The following is a 16,186-nucleotide window of genomic DNA, read 5'->3' on the forward strand; positions in this document are numbered from 1 at the left end:
GCAGCGGCCCCGGTGGCCGCGGCCAGGGGTGAGCCGGGCCCGACGCCGGGGGGTAGGTTTGGCACTACCCCAAGTCTCGTCTCTGCCGCAGTGCATCGCGAGGGTCCCCCGCGGTTTCGTGGAGGCAGTACGGAGACGAGGGAGGCGGCGCCCCATGATGGCATGGCTGGCTGAGCAGATGCTGGTGCATGGCAGCTTCGGCATCCTCGCCGCAGTGCTGCTGCTGCCCGCTCTGGAGGCGGCGCTCCCGGTCATCGGTGCTTTGCTGCCCGGTCAGACCGCGGTGGTGCTGAGCGGGGTGCTTGCCTGGCACGGGCACGTCACTGTCGAGGCGGCACTGCTGACCGCGCTTGTCGGCGCGGTGCTGGGCAACCTGGCCGGGTACGCCATCGGAAGCCGCTGGAAGGAGCGGTTGATTGCGCGGATGACGAGCCGCTCCCGCCACCGCCGGTTCACCGAGCGCGCCCTGAGGCTGATCGAGCGTCAGGGCGGCGGCGCGGTGTTCGTGGGCCGTTTCACCGCCGTCCTGCGCACCCTCGTACCGACCCTGTGCGGGGCGACCAGGATGCCGCTGCACCGCTATCTGCTCTGGTCCGTGCTCAGCAGCGCGGTCTGGGCACCTGCCTTCGTCCTGATCGGTTACGTCATGGGCCCGGCCGGACCCGGGTGACCGGCCCTGACCGACCCGGGTGACCGGGCTGCCCCGAGAACGGCCGGTACTAAGCCGTTCCCCGAAGTTTCCGTCCCGCCCAGGTCGCGGGAGGACCGACACAGACACGAGTTGGAACACATGAGCAACGACGCGATCCGATTGCGCTCCGTAACCCGACGGTACGGCTCGGGCGGCACGTCCGTCACCGCCCTCGACCAGGTATCGCTCGCCTTCCCGAGGGGGAGCTTCACCGCCGTGATGGGCCCCTCCGGGTCCGGCAAGTCGACCCTGCTGCAGTGCGCCGCGGGCCTGGACCGGCCCACGTCGGGCTCGGTCACCGTGGGCGACACGGAGCTGACCAACCTGAGCGAGACCAAGCTGACCCTGCTGCGCCGCGAGCGCATCGGCTTTGTGTTCCAGGCGTTCAACCTGCTGCCCTCGCTGACCGCCGAGCAGAACGTGGCCCTGCCGCTGCGGCTGGCCGGCCACCGCCCGAAGAAGTCCCAGGTGCGCGAGGTGCTCCAACAGGTCGGACTCGGTGACCGGGCGCGGCACCGGCCGACGGAGATGTCCGGCGGCCAGCAGCAGCGGGTTGCCCTGGCCCGCGCCCTGATCACACGCCCCGAAGTGCTGTTCGGCGATGAGCCGACCGGTGCGCTCGACTCGCAGACCGGCCGCGAGGTGCTGACCCTGTTGCGCGGCATGGTCGACCGGGACGGCCAGACGATCATCATGGTCACCCACGACCCCATCGCCGCCTCCTACGCCGACCGCGTCGTCTTCCTCGTCGACGGCCGTGTCAACGGCGAGCTGATCGGCGCCTCCGCCGAGGACATCGCGGCGCGCATGACCAAGCTTGAGGCGGCGCCGTGCTGAGCACCACGCTGCGCACCCTGCGCACCCGCTGGGTCACCTTCGTCGGCAGTTTCGTCGCCCTCTCCCTGGGTGTGGCGCTGATCGCCGTCATGGGGCTGGCCCTGGCGTCCTCGCTGGACGCACCCGATCGGAGGCCGGAGCGGTTCGCCGCCGCGCCGGTCGTCGTCAAGGGCCGGGACACCCTTGAGGTGCCCACCTCGATCGGCGACCGCATCCAGAAGCTCGCGGAGCCGCGTGCCGTGCCCGACGACGCGGTCGCGAAGCTGCGCGACCTCGGGACCGTCGTCGAGGACCGGTCGTTCGCCGTGCGGGCCGAGGGCGGGCCCGCCGATCTGGTGGGCCACCCCTGGTCCACTGCGGCCTTCGCGCCGTACGAGCTCGACGCGGGACGCGCGCCCGAGGCCTCTGACGAGGTCGTCGTCAGCGGTGGCTGGGCCCGTCCGGGCGCCCGGGTGCGGACCGACGGCGGCATGGTGCGCGTCGTCGGCACCGTGGCCGGGCTCGGCTTCGAGAACGCCGTGTTCTACAGCGACACCCGCGCCGCCGAACTGTCGCCGCGCAGCCTCCAGCTCGTGGTCGACGCCGATGCGGCGGCCGTGCGCGAGGCGGTGCGCGGCAGCGAGGGCGTTCAGGTCCTCACCGGGGACGCGCGCCGGTACGCCGACGCCGACCCTGACCGGGACAGCGAGGCCCTCACCGCGATGAACGCCATGTTCGGCACGGCCGGCGGCGTCACCGGGTTCGTGTCGGTGTTCGTGGTGGCTTCGACCTTCGCGTTCGCGGTGGCTCAGCGGCGCCGCGAGTTCGGGTTGCTACGCACCGCCGGGGCGACCCCGGGGCAGATCCGCCGCATGGTCGTCCACGAGGCGCTCGGGGTCGGTGTGCTCGCCTCGGCCACCGGCTGTGTGCTCGGTTCCTACGGGGCTCCGAAGCTTGCCGAGTGGGCGGTCGACGAGAGCCTCGCGCCCCGCTGGTTCACCATCGGCGACTACACCTGGCCCTACCACATGGCGTTCTGGACGGGCCTGTTCGTGGCCCTGTGCGGGGTGCTGGCCGCGTCCTGGCGGGCGGGGCGCACCGGTCCCACCGAGGCACTGCGCGAGGCGTCCGTGGACACCCGGGCGATGACATGGGGCCGCTGGCTGTTCGGCGCGGCTCTGCTGATCACCGCGGTGATGACGCTGGCCCTGGCCCTGGTGACGAACCCGGGCGACCTGCTGCAGCGCAAGACTTATGTGAGCCGGCCGATGCTGCTGATCACCGCGGTCGCGCTGCTCGCGCCGGTGCTGGTGCGGCCACTGGCCCGGCTGATCGCCTGGCTGCCGGCTCAACTGCCTGGCGCCGGCGGGATGCTGGTGCGGGAGAACGCCGCCGCCGGGGTGCGCCGCACCGCCGCCGTCGCGGCGCCCGTACTGGTCACGGTCGCGCTGGCGGGCTCGTTGCTCGGCGCCACCGCGACCCTCAACGAGGCGAAGGCCACCGAGGTGCGCGAGCAGACGGCCGCCGACTTCGCGGTCACTCCGGCGGGCGACGCCGGCTTCGACGAGGTGACGCTGCGGCGGCTTCGGGCCGTGTCCGGTGCCGAGGTCTCGGCGAGTTCGTCGAGCGCCGTCTACGTCCTGGAGGACGGCGTAGCGCTCATCAGGTCCGATGCCAGGGCCGTCGAGCCGGAACCACTCGCGGCAACGGCCCGTCTCCCGCTTGCCGCGGGGAAGGTGAGCGATCTGGACGACGACTCGATCATCGTCAACGAGGAGTGGGAGAAGCACACCGTGGGCGAGCGAGTGGACGTGTGGCTCGGCGACGGCACGCAGAAGTCCCTGAAGATCGCCGCGGTCATGACCATCGGCACCGGCAACAACGGCGTCTACGTCACCCCGCGCAACGCCCCCGCGGCGCCCGTCGACCGGGTCGACGTACGCCTCGCGGACGGCGCCGACGCGGGCACCGTGGCCGCCGGTCTGCGTCAGGCGGTGCAGGCGTCGGGCGGGGATGTGCTCACCAGGGACGCCTGGGTGCGGGCGACGTACCCCGAGACCAACCGGACGACCCGGATGGGCTTCTTCCTGGTCCTCGGGATCGCTCTCCTCTACACCGGCATCTCGCTGGCCAACACGATGGTCATGGCGACCTCCGACCGGGTCCGTGAGCTGGCCGTGCTGCGGCTGGCCGGCGCCACCAGGTGGCAGGTACTGCGGCTGGTGGGCGCCGAAGCGCTGATGGTGGTCATGGTCGGCGGACTGCTGGGAGCGCTGGTCGCCGGGCTCAACCTGGTGGGCATGTGGAGCGCGCTGGGCCTGCTCTCGGTGTGGACGTCCATCGAGATCCCGTGGGCCACGCTCGCGGCGGCCCTGGGTGCCTGCGCGGTGCTCGCCGTGATCTCGGCGGTCGCTCCGGCCGGCCTCTCCCTGCGCCACAGGGCGGTGGAGCTGGCGGGCACACGGGAGTGACCTTCTGACCCGGCGCCGAGCGGTTATCCCCCGTTCCGTCCGGCGCCGCCTCCGCGTCGCGCGACACCCTCGTGACCGCGACGCGGACGCCCGCCGGCGGGGACGCCTTTGGGAGGCGTCCCCGCCGTCGGGCCTTGTCCGGGTGAGGTGGCGAGGGGGCTCTGTGCGGGTGGCACGGTGCTCTGAGGCCGTTGCCTGGCGCGTGAGCCGCCACCGCGGTGGGGGGGTCCGGCGTTGTCGTCTGGGGGTGTGTCGGTCCGGCTGCTTTATCGGTCTGCAACTGGAGCGGAGGGGTTCGCCCTCGCCACCGCGGTCTTCCGGTGGCCGGTGAACGGTGAGCGGCCGTGCGCGGCAAGCATGTTGTCGACGACGAGGAGGTCGTCGTGCTGCCGGTCGAAGTGACGGAGCCGCCGGTATCACCTGATCCGGTCCGGCCCTGCGGAGGGTACGGAGCAGCAGCACGGCCCCGACATGGACGCTGCTCCCTCACGACCGTCCGCGGACACCGCGGGCCCGGCACTCCGGTGAGTACCGGGCCCGCCTTGTGTGTCAGTGGCCTGGTGTGAGGGCCGCAGTGAGCAGCGACTGGACCGTCGGCGGCACTCGTAGGGTCCCCCGGGTGCGCGGACTCATCATGTACACGGCGCGGCGCTCCAGGTCGCGGGTGGCCCCTATGCCACTGAGGTAACCGTGGACGACGCCCGCCATGCCCCACACGGTGGTACCGCCGGGCAGGACCATGCTGTCGAGTCCCGCGCCGCAGAAGGCCCGGCCGCCTCTGACGTACGGAACGTCCGGGACCCGGAACATGTGCGCGAGACTCTCGGCAGTGAGGAGTTCACCGTCGAACAGGGCCGTCAGGAACCGGTCCAGATCCGGGACGGACGAGATCATCTCGCCTGCGGCACCGTGAATCGTGGGGCTGTGTTCGGTGACGTCGATCCCGTTCTCGTACCCACGGATGTGCGGTGCGGGCATGGTGGGGTCGGCGCCCGGCAGTGTGGTCGCGGTCAGCCCGAGAGGGCGCAGGATGCGTTCCTCGATGTCCTGCGCGTACGGGCGTCCGGTGAGCTGTTCGACGAGCATCCCGGCCACCACATAGTTGGCACGGGTGATCTGCTGCCGGGTGCCGGGGGCGAAGGTGAGCGGCTCCCGCAGGGCGAGGTCGATCAGCTGCGCGGGGGTGAAGACGTCGAAGCGGTGGCGCAGGAACCAGGGTGTGTCGTTGTAGCGGACGTCGCTGTCGTCGGCCAGCCCGCTGGTGTGGTCGAGGAGCTGGCGTACGGTCACGGGTGCCTGGAGCAGCCCGGGCAAGTGGCGCTCGACCGGCTCGTCCGGGTCGATCAGGCCGTCGTCGACCAGCCCGAGCACGACCGCCGCGACGAAGGTCTTGGTGACTCCGCCGATGCGGAACTTGTGGTCGAGGCCGGCCTGTTCGCCGGTGGTGAGGTCGGCGACCCCGGACGCCGCCGACCAGGGGCCCTGTGGTCCTTCGACCCGCAGGAGTACCGCGGTGGCCTCGTCGTCCGGGTGCCTGCCCACCGCCTGTTCGAGCGCCTCATTCACCCGACGCCACCCGTTCCACAGGCTCGTCGTCGGCATGCGCCCAGGTGGCGATCATCTCCCCGGTGCCGAGGCCGCCGCCCGCCCGTCGGACGGTGTCCGCGATGAAGGTGTTGACCTGTTTGCCGTTCTCGGAGTTGGTCAGCACGATGAGACCCTCGCCGCTGTCGACGCGGGTGAAGGTGCCGACGCGGTAGCCGACGCGGTAGCCGACGGTACGGCCACCGTGGCCGTACTCCACATCGCCTCCGGTGGTGTCGACGACGGTGCCGAGGCCGTAGAAACTGCCGGGATGCCAGATCGTCAGCATCTGCTGCGCCAGTGGGCGGCTCAGCAGGGTGCCGGGTTCGCCGAGGTAGGCGCGGCGGACCTCCAGCGCCACCTTGGCGAGGTCCTCGGCACTCGCCCACAGCCCGCCGGCCGCGACCTCGTTGCGGACGCGCCAGCGGCCGGGTATCGGGGCACCGTCCGGATCGTGGCCGACAGCCACCGGGGCCGGTGCGACGCCGGGGTGGTTCTGGTCGAAGCTGCTGTCTGCCATGGACAGCGGGTCCAGGACGAGGCGCCGCATCATCGCTTCGAAGGGCTCCCCGGTGACGTCGAGGAGCAACTGCTCCAGGACCGAGAAGTTGATGTTCGTCTTCTTGAAGACGGTGCCGGCCGGGTGCTCGGCCCGCACCGGCGCGTTGGTGGCGGGCGGGCGGCCCTCGAGAATCTCGGGGATCTCCGGCATGGGCTCGGCGGGCAGGTAGTTGGTCGGGGGGACGTGACTGAGGCCCGACTGATGGCTGATCAGCTCCCGCAGGGTGATCCGGGCGCCGTCCGGGACCTGCCATGTGGTGAGGTACCGGTTGATGTCGGCATCGAGGTTGAGCACACCGTCACCGACGAGCTGGAGCACGGCCAGCATCGTGACGTGCTTGCTCACCGAGGCCACCTGGAAGGCGGTGCGGGGGGTGACCGGTTCGGGGCGGTCGGCGGCCGTCACCCCGTACCCTTCCACGGACACCACCTCGCCGCCGCGCAGCAGCGCGATGCTCACACCGGGGACGTGGTGGGACGCCATGAGCTCCTGGAGTTCCCGCCGGAACGTCCGTGGTAAGAGGACGGCCCGGACCGGCTCGGCAGTCGGATGTGCGTCGGTTGTCATGCCCTGTCCTTCCATCAGTGAGTCGACGGCCTCGGCCAGGGCGGCCAGGGTGTCGTACTCGTACAGCATCCGCAGGGTCAGCGGCAGACCGCGGCGGCGTGCCGCGCCGATCACCCTGATGACCAGCAGGGAGTCCCCGCCGTAGTCGAAGAAGTTGTCGTGCGCACTCACCCGCTCCAGGCCGAGCACCCGGGACCAGATCTCGGCGATCGCCCGCTCGATGGGGGTACTCGGGGCCACATGGGTACGGTCCCCGGCCGGCTCGGGCGCCGGGAGGGCGGCCCGGTCCGGCTTGCCGTTCACCGTGAGCGGGATGCGTTCGAGCGGGACGAAGAGGGCGGGAACGAGGGCGGCGGGCAGGACGGCGGAGAGCAGGCGGCGCAGCCTGGCCGGATCGACGTCCTCAGCCACCACGTAGGCCACCAGCCGCTGTTCGCCCTGGTGGTCCCGCCACGGGACCACGACCGCGTCCCGTACTCCGGGCGCGACAAGCAGCGCCGCTCTGGCCTCCGCCGGGGCCACCCGCACCCCGTTGATCTTGACCTCGTCGTCCGTCCGCCCCACGTACTGGATCGTGCCGTCCGGCAGCACCCGCGCCAGGTCGCCGGTCCGGTAGAGGCGGGCACCGGGCGGACCATACGGATCGGGTACGAATCGGTCAGCGGTCAGGTCCGGCCGGCCCGCGTAGCCACGCGCCAGCCCGGCGCCCCCGATGTAGAGCTCACCGGTCACCCCGACCAGCACCCTGCGCATGTCGGCGTCCAGGACCCGGGCGCCAGCGTACGGAAGGGGACGGCCGATCGGCACCGGCCCTGCGGCGAGGCCGGACGGGACCCGGTACGCGGTGGCGTCGATGGTGCATTCGCTGGGGCCGTAGGTGTTCCACAGCTCCATGCCCGGACACAACGCCTGCAAGTGACCAGCCAGTCCACCCTCAAGCTGCTCGCCCGCCGAGCACAGCAGCCGCAGCGCGGTGCATGAGCCCCAGCCTTCCGTCTCCACCAGGAGGCGCAGCACCGACGGCACCACCTGCAGCACCGTCACCCGGTGGTCGGCGACGGAACGCAGCAGCGCGGCCGGATCCCGTTCCGCCCCGGCCGGCGCGAGCACCACCGCACTGCCGCAGACCAGGGGGGCGAACAGCTCCCAGCCGGCCGCGTCGAAGCCGATCGACGTCTTGTGGAGGATGCGGTCGGCGGGGCCGAGGCCGTGTTCGCGGACCGCCCAGGTGACCCGGTGCGCGAGCCCCCGGTGGGTGATAGGGATCGGGGCATGGTGGGCCTCTTTTCCTCGGCCGGGGGTGGCCGTCGCTGCTCACTGTGTCCGGCCGCCGGCCGTCCGGCGCGGTGATGCTGGGCTGATCAGGTGACGCCACTGCGACGGTCCTTGCGAACCCGCGTTCCTTGCGAACGCGCGTTGCTCCTGGCCACCGTTGGCGTCCGGACAGCCCGCAGGCCGAGCGAGGATGAGGAAACTGAGGTGCTCGGCGGAGAGATCGCGCTGGACGAGAACCCTTGCATCGTCAAGCTCGCCAACAGTTGGATCATCATGAACCCCGGCGGAGGACCGACCCCCGACAAGCCGGACGTGACGCCGCAACCGCCCACCGAACCGCACACCGTCTCAAGCTTCATGAACATCCGCGTTGCCGACATCGAGGCCTGTTACGCCGACTGGAGCGCCAAGGGGGTGCAGTTCCTGACACCGCCGATCGACCGGCGCGCCGAGCTGCGCTGCTACATGCGCGATCCTGACGGTTACCTGATCGAGGTCGGCCAGGCCACGGGCATGCCGGAAGGCATCTTTGCGCGGCCCAACGGCGAGCCCGAGTAGTGCTGAGGAACATCCCCACCAGCCGGCTGGCCCATGATAGATCGCTTTCCTCTGAGCTTGATTCTGAAGCTCAGAGGCGACCGCCCGATCAGTCCATTTCGCTCGGATCGGGGAGGTCGGCCAGGATACGGCGGGCTCGGCGTTCCACCAGGACGGGGACGAAATCCCGCACGGGCCTGTCCCGCAGGTGGTGGTACGCCTTCCCAACGGCGGCCTCGATCTCCTGTGCCGTGCGACGGCCGGCGTAAGCGGACTTCAGCCGTTCAGTGACCTCCCGGACGGCTGCGTCCTCCCGTGAATCCCCAGGCAACGGCTTCCTCCCCGCACAGGTCACTGAGGATGTTGTTCGCTTCTGTCCGAGAACGTTACGCGGGTGAGGCCGCACGGCGGCGGTGCGGACGCGCCCTTGCAGCCGGCGTGTGCCCGAAGAGCCAGAATGACCAGGCCCAGCAGGGTGTCGGCGTCGCAGTCGTCATCCAGATGAACGGTCACCCATTGCGACTGCGGCAGCAGCCGGATCGCGGTCGAGCGCCCCAGCTGATCACCGGGAGTCCGGATCACCCGGTCGGTGAGGAGCAGGTCCGCGTCCCGTCCGGATTGAAGTGCACGACTCGCATTCGGCGTAGCGCAGCGCCTGCCCGGTGCCTCAGCTGGCGGGGGCCGAGGTCAGGCCGGGCCAGGTCCGCAGCTGTTCCATGGCGCGTCACGCCGCGTTCTCGGGTGCATCCTGACCCGGTTCGCCTCTGTGCCACCCGGCCTCTGCAGGATTGCGACCCCACCGCAGGCTCTGCCCAGCGGACCGTACCGCTGGCGCTACTGTGCGCTGCCGGCGCTTGCCACGGGCTCAGGACTCATCATCCGGGGATTCCCGCTCAGCGGGCGGGGCTTTCCGGGGCACCTGACGGGCGCGCAGGTCCGCACGAATGCGCTGGGCGAGCCTTTGGGTGTCGTAGCGGTTCAGCGAGGCGCCGATGGCCGCGCCGACCATGAAGGGCATCAGCATGGGAATCCGGCGGACGGTGAGCCTCAAGAGCCGTCGGCGCAGTTCCCTTCTCACCCGGACGCTGAGCATGAGACCGACGGCGGAGGCCGGTTTCGTGACGTTCAGGCCGCGTCCCTCGGTCCATTCCGCGAGATACAGTGCGGCACGCTGTCGTGCGGTGCCAGGGGCCCGCAGGCCGTACACCTCGTGCAGTTCGGCGATGAGCTTGAATTCGACGGATGCCGTTSCGAGGATGCCCGCGGCCAGCTCCGCGGGCATGGCCGGGGGCGTGGGCAGCGCCGCAGCGGACCCGACRCCCGCKCCKACGGCCTCGGTGCCCCGTACCGCACCGGTGACCAGGTGGTCGGCGATCTCCTCCGGGCCCAGGCCGGGGAACTGCCGACGCAGCGTGTTCAGATCGCGGACCGGGATCCGCGGGACCGCTTCGATCAGCCGCCCCGCGAGGAAGGAGGCCGGCGACCATTGGGGGGTCCTCACCTCGGGTGACATCGCATCTTCCCGTTCCGGCGGCGTCATTGCTCCGCGGCATCTGCCTGTCCACCCCTATGCCCGCCGGCGGTGCGTTGATGCGCGTCGCGCGGCAGACGGGGTCGGTCAGGCGGACGTGCTGTGCGGCGGGGTGCTGCTCGATGCGCCGGACGGTCCTTCTGCAGGGCGGCACGGCGAGGCGGCCGACAACGACGCGGAGCCGACGAGCGACAGCGGGAAGTCGCTGCAGGCCTCGCCGTGCTCGCACGCCTCGCCGCGCCACGGGCAGGCGCCGCCGAGCCGGTCCGGGCCCGGCCCCCCGGGTCCCGCAGCACCACCACCGGGTGAAGGTGTGCGGGCCGTGCTTGCAGGGGCTGCGGTTCTCCGGGCTGTCCGGCTTCGGGGTGGTATGGGATGAAGGCTGCTCTGCGGGTGTACACAATGCCTCAGGTGGCTTGTCCGGCTTGCGTGGACAGTGGGTTGTTTGTGAATGTCGTGCTCTGATGCTTCGACCTGCCCAAGGGCATCGCCGGGCGGCTTTCCCGTCGGCTCATGTCGCCCATGTCCCTTGCCCGAGGAGTTGCCGGTGCTGCCGAGCAGTGGTGTGTTCCCTTCCCCGTCGTCCTGGCCGGTGCCGGGGGTGCTCGGCACGGCCCTGGACACGGCGGCATCACTGGCCGGTGAGGCGTGGGCTGTTCTGGACGGCGTGGCCTGCCGGGGCCGGCACATGGTGAGCGGTGCGGTCTACCGCTTCTCCACGCCTCTTGCGGAGGTGGCCGCCGTGCTGGTGGACGCCGGTGAGGGACGCGCGCGGCGGCGGGTGTGGTCCCGTGACGGCAGGGCGTACCTCGAGGTGCGCGGGTTGAGCGGGCACGGGGAGCGGCATGGGCGGCTGGCGCACGAGGTGACCGCCGTGCTGCGCGGCGCGGCGGGTGTGCGCTGGGCGGAGGTGAACGCGGCGCTGGGGCTGGTGGTGGTCGACGGCGATGAGGACGGTCTCGACCTGGACGAACTGCTGGAGCTGGTCGAGCGGGTGGAGGAGGCGCAGGGCGGCGCCGGGGAGCCGTTTCCCGGCCGCCGCCCGTGTCCGCCGTTCGACACGACGCCCGCGGTGCTGGCCGGGGTGTCGCTGGTGGCGGACTGCCTGGGGATCGTGGTGGCCGCGACCGGACGGGTGACGCCGCTGCCGCCGCCCTCCGCGGTATTGCGGTTGCCCGTGGTGGTGGCGCAGACCCAGCCGCGGCTGCGCCGGCTGATCGAGGACCGGCTCGGCCGGGCGCACGCCGAGACGGTGCTGGCGGTGGCCAACGCGGTCGTGCACTCCCTGACGGAGGGGATGGCGCCGCTGGCGCTGGACGCGCTGCAGCGCGTGTGGCAGCTCGCTGAGCTCCGCAGTCGGCGGACCGTATGGGATCTGCGGGAGAGGGAGCTGGTGGGGGCCGGGGAAGGGCTTGGACACCACCCGCCCGAGCGGCTGCCCCGGCCGGTGCCGCTGCCGGCCGGCCCGGTGGAGACGTGCGGGGAGCGGACCTCGCTGGCGGGGCTGCTGGGCGCGGGAGGCGTGCTGGGGTGGACGCACGGCTCCGAGCAGGCCGCGCAGGCGATCCTGGCGACCGTGCCGAAGGCGGCGGACATGGGCCGGGAGGCGTTCTGTGCCCGGCTGGGCCGCGATCTGGCCCGCGGCGGCGTGCTGCCGATGGACGGGGCCGCCCTGCGGCTGCTGGACCGGGTCTCGACCGTCCTGATCGATTCGGCTGTCCTGTGCGTTTCCCGCCCCCGGCTGTTGTCGGTGACCGCCACCGGCGACGTGGACGAGGCCGGCCTGTGGGATGCCGGGCAGTCGGTGCTGGCCGGCCGGTCCCTGCGCGAACTGGGTGGCCCGGGGCCGTGGACCCGGGACGGGTGGCGGCTGGAACGCCCCGCGGACGCGCCGCGAGGCAGGCCGGACACCCCTGCGGGGATGCCCCTGGACCTGCACGGCGCGGACGGCCGGCGCCGGGGCCGGATCCTGGTCGGCTGCGAGCTTGACCCGCTGGCCGACGCGGTGCTGGCCGCGGCCCGCACCGGCACCCGCCCCCTGCGGCTCACCGAGCACGCGAGCACCGCCGAACTGCTGCCCCGGGCGGACCGGACCCTGCCCGCGTCCGCACCCCTGGCCCAGGAGGTGCGGCGTCTCCAGGCCGACGGGCACGTCGTCCTGCTGGTCTCCGCTGCCCAGGACGCCGCCCTGGCCGCCGCGGACGTCGGTGTCGCCGTGGTGCCGGGGCCCGACACCGCCGACGGGGTGTGCTGGGCCGCGGACCTTCTCTGCGGTCCCGGCCTGGCGCACACCTGGCGCGTCCTGACCGCCCTGGACGAGGCACGCCGGGTCAGCGGCAAGTCCGCCCGCCTGTCCTACGGCGGATCCACGCTCGGAGCTCTGATCGCGGCTGCCGGCACCCGCCGGAAGACGGCCGGGCTGACCCACTCACCGGTCTACGGCGCGGCGTTCCTTGCCCAGCTGGGTGGCATTGCAGCGGCTCGCCGCCTGGCGCGCCGGCCCCTGCCAGCGCCCCGCGTCCGCCACGCCTGGCACGCCCTCGGGGCCCGGGAGACGCTCGGCCTGCTGGGCGGCCTCGGCGAGAGCCCGGCCGGCGAACGGCCTGCCGGGCGGCCGGCCGCCGGCCCCGGGCGTCCCCCGGGCGGCGCGATCCCCCGAGCCGTACGCGCCGCAGCAGGCGCCACCGGCCTCGCCGCAGCGACCTGCGGGGCCACGCAGCTGCTGGCCGCGGTGCGGGAGGAGCTGCGCGATCCCCTCACCCCCGTGCTGGCGCTGGGCGCCGCCGCCTCCGCCGCCGTGGGCTCCAGCGTCGACTCCGCCCTGGTGGGCGGAGTGATGGCCGGCAACGCCGCGGTCAGCGGTGTCCAGCGGCTGCGCGCCGAACGCGCACTGCGCGGACTGCTCCTCACCGAGAACACGAACGCCCGGCGGGTGCGGTGGACGCCCCCCGCCCTCACCGAAGTGCCGGACGGGGACGAATTCTTCGCCGGACTCGGCACCAGCCCCGTGCACACCACGACCGCGCAGGAGCTGCGGGTCGGGGACGTGATCGCGCTGGGCCCCGCGGATGTGATCCCGGCGGACGCCCGCCTGCTGGTCAGCAACCACCTGGAAACCGACGAGGCAAGCCTGACCGGCGAGTCGGCCCCGGTGTTCAAGGACCCCCGGGCCACGCCCGGTGCCGACCTGGCCGAACGGTCCTGCATGCTCTACGAGGGATCCACCGTCCTGGCCGGCACCGGCTACGCCGTCGTGGTGGCCACCGGATCCCAGACCGAGGCCGGCCGCGCCGCCGAGCTGGCCGGTCACGCCACCACCCCGCCGGGTCTCGAGGCCCACCTGGCCGCCCTGGCCAAGACCGCGCTGCCCGCCGTCGGCATCGGCGGCGGCGCGGTCACTCTCCTCGGACTGCTGCGCGGCCTGCCGGTGCGCGAGGCCCTGGCATCCGGGGTGGCCGTCGCGGTCGCCGCCGTTCCCGAGGGCCTGCCACTGGTGGCCACCGTCGCCCAGTCCGCTGCCGCCCGCCGCCTGTCACGGAAGGGGGTCCTGACCCGCTCCGCCCGCGTCCTGGAAGCCCTCGGCCGCACCGACGTGGTCTGTTTCGACAAGACCGGCACCCTCACCGAGGGCCGCCTGACCGTCACCCGCCTGGCCGCACTCGACCACGATCTCCTGGTCGACAGCCCCGCCGGGCAACGCCTCCTGCGCATTGCCGCACGGGCCTGCCCCCGCCCCACCGACGGACGGCCCCTCGCCCATGCCACCGACCAGGCCGTTGTCGACGCCGCCACCGCCCAGTGCCCTGTGGACCATGCCTGGCAACCCGGCGCCGAGCTCCCCTTCGAAGCCGGCCGTGGCTACTCCGCGTGCCTGGGCACCGACGCGGGACGGCCCTTTCTCGCCGTCAAAGGCGCTCCCGAGACCGTCCTGGCCCGGTGCACCACCACCCTGAGCGCCGCCCAGGACGGTCCCGCCGGCATCGTCCCCCTCGACCCGCCCCGGCTGCAGGCCGCGCACCGCCTCGTACGGCGCCTCGCGGGCGACGGACTGAGGGTGCTGGCCGTCGCCCAGGGCACGCCTGCCACCACGCCGCATCCCGCCGATCAGCCGGCCGAACTGGTCGGTGAACTGATCCTGCTGGGCTTCCTGGCGATCGCCGACGCTCCCCGGCCCGGGGCGGCCGATACCGTCAAACGCCTCACCGACGCGGGTGTGCGGGTCGTCATGGTCACTGGTGATCATCCCGCCACGGCCGCGGCCATCGCCTGCGACCTGGGCATCCCGCAAACCGGCACCGCCCTGACCGAGGCCCCCCTGACCGGTGCCCAGCTCGACGCCCTGCCCGAACCCGACCGCCTCCGAACGATCGACCGGACCACGGTCTTCGCCCGCGTCTCCCCCGAGGGCAAGGTCCGCATCGTGCAAGCGCTGCAGGCATCCGGGCACGTCGTGGCGATGACCGGGGACGGGGTCAACGATGCCGCCGCCATCCGCCTGGCCGACGTCGGCATCGGCCTGGCCGCCCACGGCTCTACCTCCGCCCGCGCCGCGGCCGACCTCGTCCTCACCGACCCCGATCCCACCCGCCTCCTCGACGCCCTCCACGAGGGCCGGACCCTGTGGCGCAGCGTGCGCGACGCGGTCGCCATTCTCGTCGGCGGCAACGCCGGCGAGGTCGCCTTCACCGTCCTGGGCACCGCCCTGTCCGGCCGGGCGCCTCTCGGCACCCGCCAGCTGCTGCTGGTCAACCTCCTGACCGACATGCTGCCCGCCCTCGCGGTCGCCCTCAGACCCGCCCGCACCCCCCGGTCCGGCGAAGACCCCCTCGCGGGCGGCTCCGCCCCCGCACTGCTCGGACGCCACCTGGCGTGGCTGCTGGCCGTGCGCGGCACCGCCACCACCCTCGGCGCCACCGCCGCCTGGCAGATCGGCCGGTTCACCGGCCTGCCACGCCGTTCCGGCACCATGGGCCTGGCCGCCCTGGTGATCACCCAGCTCGGCCAGACCCTCATCACCGACTGGCACAGCCCCCTGGTCGTGGCGACCGGGATCGTGTCCGCCGCCGCCCTCATCGCCGTCGTGCAAACCCCTGGCCTCAGCCACTTCTTCGGCTGCACGCCCCTCGGCCCTCTCGCCTGGGCCGTCGTGACCGGCTGCGCGACCGTCGCCACCCTCGGCGCGGCCCTTGCCCCCCGCCTCCTGAACGGCCGACTCACTCCCGGGCCCGTGTGAATGTCTGGACGCAACGAGGAGAGGAGCGCGCTCGACGACCCGCACGAACGCCGGCCCCGTGGGAACAGCCGCTCGGAGCGCCGAGCATGGCCGCGTCGCCGCAGGCCGCAAAGTGCGGTCCCGCGGCCCCGGGGGATTGCGCGGCGAAGTCGCGGGTTTCCTCACACGCGCCGGCCGTCGTCTGCTGTCCTCCGGTGGGCGGCCGGGGTCTTGCCGGGGCCGTCGTCCGGGTGGCGGGGCAGGCCGATGGCGAGGAGGGCGACGTCGTCGTCGAGGCGTCCGGCGGTGTATCGGTGCAGGTCGGTGAGCAGGGCGTCCAGCACGTGGTGTGGGTCCGGTGGGAGGGGGCGGGACAGGTGCGGGAGGGGGTCGTAGAAGATCCCGCGGTGGTCGCGGGCCTCGACGACGCCGTCGGTGAACAGCACCAGGACCGCGCCCGCGGGCAGGGGATACCGGTCGACCGGGACGTCCGGGGTGCCGAGGTCGGCCAGCCCCAGCGGCAGCGAAGGCGTGCCCGGCTCCAGCGGGCGGGCTTGGCCGTGGTGGAGCAGCAGCGGCGCCGGGTGTGCCCGGTTGGCCACGTGCAGGGTGGAGCCGTCGGCGGAGAGTTCGGCGATGACGGCGGTGGCGAACCGCTCGGCTGCCCTCCCGTTCTCGGCGGCGTTGGCCTGCTGGATCCGCTCCTCCAGGCAGCGGACCACGCCGGGCAGGTCCGAAATGCGCAGGGTGGCCTCGTGGAAGGTGCCCAGCAGCGCGTTGACGGTCCGGATCGCGCCCAGGCCCTTGCCCAGGACATCGGCGATCATCAGCCGGATGCCATAGGGGGTGGAGTGGATCGCGTACAGGTCGCCCCCCGATGGCGGCCTCCCGCGCGGCGGCCTGATAGCGGACGGCCACGGCCAGCGGCCCGATCCGGCCG

The 16,186-nt window shown here is 72.8% G+C and carries 11 protein-coding genes; 5 read left to right on the forward strand and 6 right to left on the reverse strand.

All coding sequences use genetic code 11. The features are described 5' to 3' along the window. The first annotated feature begins 154 nt into the window (after nt 1-154). The 3 genes from DIZ27_RS19975 (at nt 155) to DIZ27_RS19985 (ending at nt 3,978) form a co-directional block, all read left to right on the forward strand. Nucleotides 155-670 (forward strand): DedA family protein, encoded by a 516-nt coding sequence (locus DIZ27_RS19975; protein WP_109379790.1) that lies wholly within the window; start codon nt 155-157, stop codon nt 668-670. Between the two features lie 120 nt (nt 671-790). Next, a complete protein-coding gene (locus DIZ27_RS19980; RefSeq protein ID WP_109379791.1) occupies nt 791-1,528 on the forward strand; it encodes an ABC transporter ATP-binding protein in 738 nt (245 codons plus the stop codon). Further along, nucleotides 1,522-3,978, forward strand: coding sequence for an ABC transporter permease (locus DIZ27_RS19985; protein WP_109379792.1), 2,457 nt, complete (start codon nt 1,522-1,524; stop codon nt 3,976-3,978). Before DIZ27_RS19980 ends, DIZ27_RS19985 begins: the two co-directional genes overlap by 7 nt. Before the next feature lie 549 nt (nt 3,979-4,527). On the opposite strand, the gene DIZ27_RS19995 is transcribed toward DIZ27_RS19985, so the two are convergent. Together DIZ27_RS19995 and DIZ27_RS20000 are read right to left on the reverse strand one after the other, a co-directional pair. Next, the gene (locus DIZ27_RS19995) at nt 4,528-5,544 is read right to left on the reverse strand and encodes a serine hydrolase (protein WP_181383607.1); all 1,017 of its coding nucleotides are present in this window, start codon (nt 5,542-5,544) and stop codon (nt 4,528-4,530) included. Continuing rightward, entirely contained in the window at nt 5,537-7,957 is a 2,421-nt protein-coding gene (locus tag DIZ27_RS20000; protein ID WP_309074881.1) for a serine hydrolase, read from the reverse strand. Before DIZ27_RS20000 ends, DIZ27_RS19995 begins: the two co-directional genes overlap by 8 nt. 150 nt (nt 7,958-8,107) lie before the next feature. Between DIZ27_RS20000 and DIZ27_RS20005 the strand changes: the two genes are divergently transcribed. After that, the gene (locus DIZ27_RS20005; RefSeq protein ID WP_375231985.1) at nt 8,108-8,524 is read left to right on the forward strand and encodes a VOC family protein; all 417 of its coding nucleotides are present in this window, start codon (nt 8,108-8,110) and stop codon (nt 8,522-8,524) included. 88 nt (nt 8,525-8,612) lie between these two features. On the opposite strand, the gene DIZ27_RS20010 is transcribed toward DIZ27_RS20005, so the two are convergent. From DIZ27_RS20010 to DIZ27_RS20015, 3 genes are all read right to left on the reverse strand, one after another. After that, on the reverse strand, nt 8,613-8,834 hold the full coding sequence (locus tag DIZ27_RS20010; protein WP_109379796.1) for a three-helix bundle dimerization domain-containing protein: 222 nt from the start codon (nt 8,832-8,834) through the stop codon (nt 8,613-8,615). Between the two features lie 20 nt (nt 8,835-8,854). Further along, a complete protein-coding gene (locus DIZ27_RS45180) occupies nt 8,855-9,085 on the reverse strand; it encodes a luciferase family protein (protein ID WP_146228966.1) in 231 nt (76 codons plus the stop codon). A 283-nt stretch (nt 9,086-9,368) separates the two neighbouring features. Next, the gene (locus DIZ27_RS20015; RefSeq protein WP_109379797.1) at nt 9,369-10,016 is read right to left on the reverse strand and encodes a hypothetical protein; all 648 of its coding nucleotides are present in this window, start codon (nt 10,014-10,016) and stop codon (nt 9,369-9,371) included. Nucleotides 10,017-10,581: 565 nt separating this feature from the next. Here DIZ27_RS20015 and DIZ27_RS20020 point away from each other — a divergent pair. Continuing rightward, nucleotides 10,582-15,267, forward strand: a complete 4,686-nt coding sequence (locus tag DIZ27_RS20020) for a cation-translocating P-type ATPase (RefSeq protein ID WP_258308468.1) — start codon at nt 10,582-10,584, stop codon at nt 15,265-15,267. Between the two features lie 161 nt (nt 15,268-15,428). Here DIZ27_RS20020 and DIZ27_RS47195 read toward each other — a convergent pair whose 3' ends face one another. After that, a complete protein-coding gene (locus tag DIZ27_RS47195; protein ID WP_258308469.1) occupies nt 15,429-16,073 on the reverse strand; it encodes a PP2C family protein-serine/threonine phosphatase in 645 nt (214 codons plus the stop codon). Between the last annotated feature and the right edge of the window lie 113 nt (nt 16,074-16,186).

Origin of the sequence: Streptomyces sp. NWU339, from assembly GCF_003143855.1 — a bacterium.
Lineage (GTDB): Bacteria > Actinomycetota > Actinomycetes > Streptomycetales > Streptomycetaceae > Streptomyces.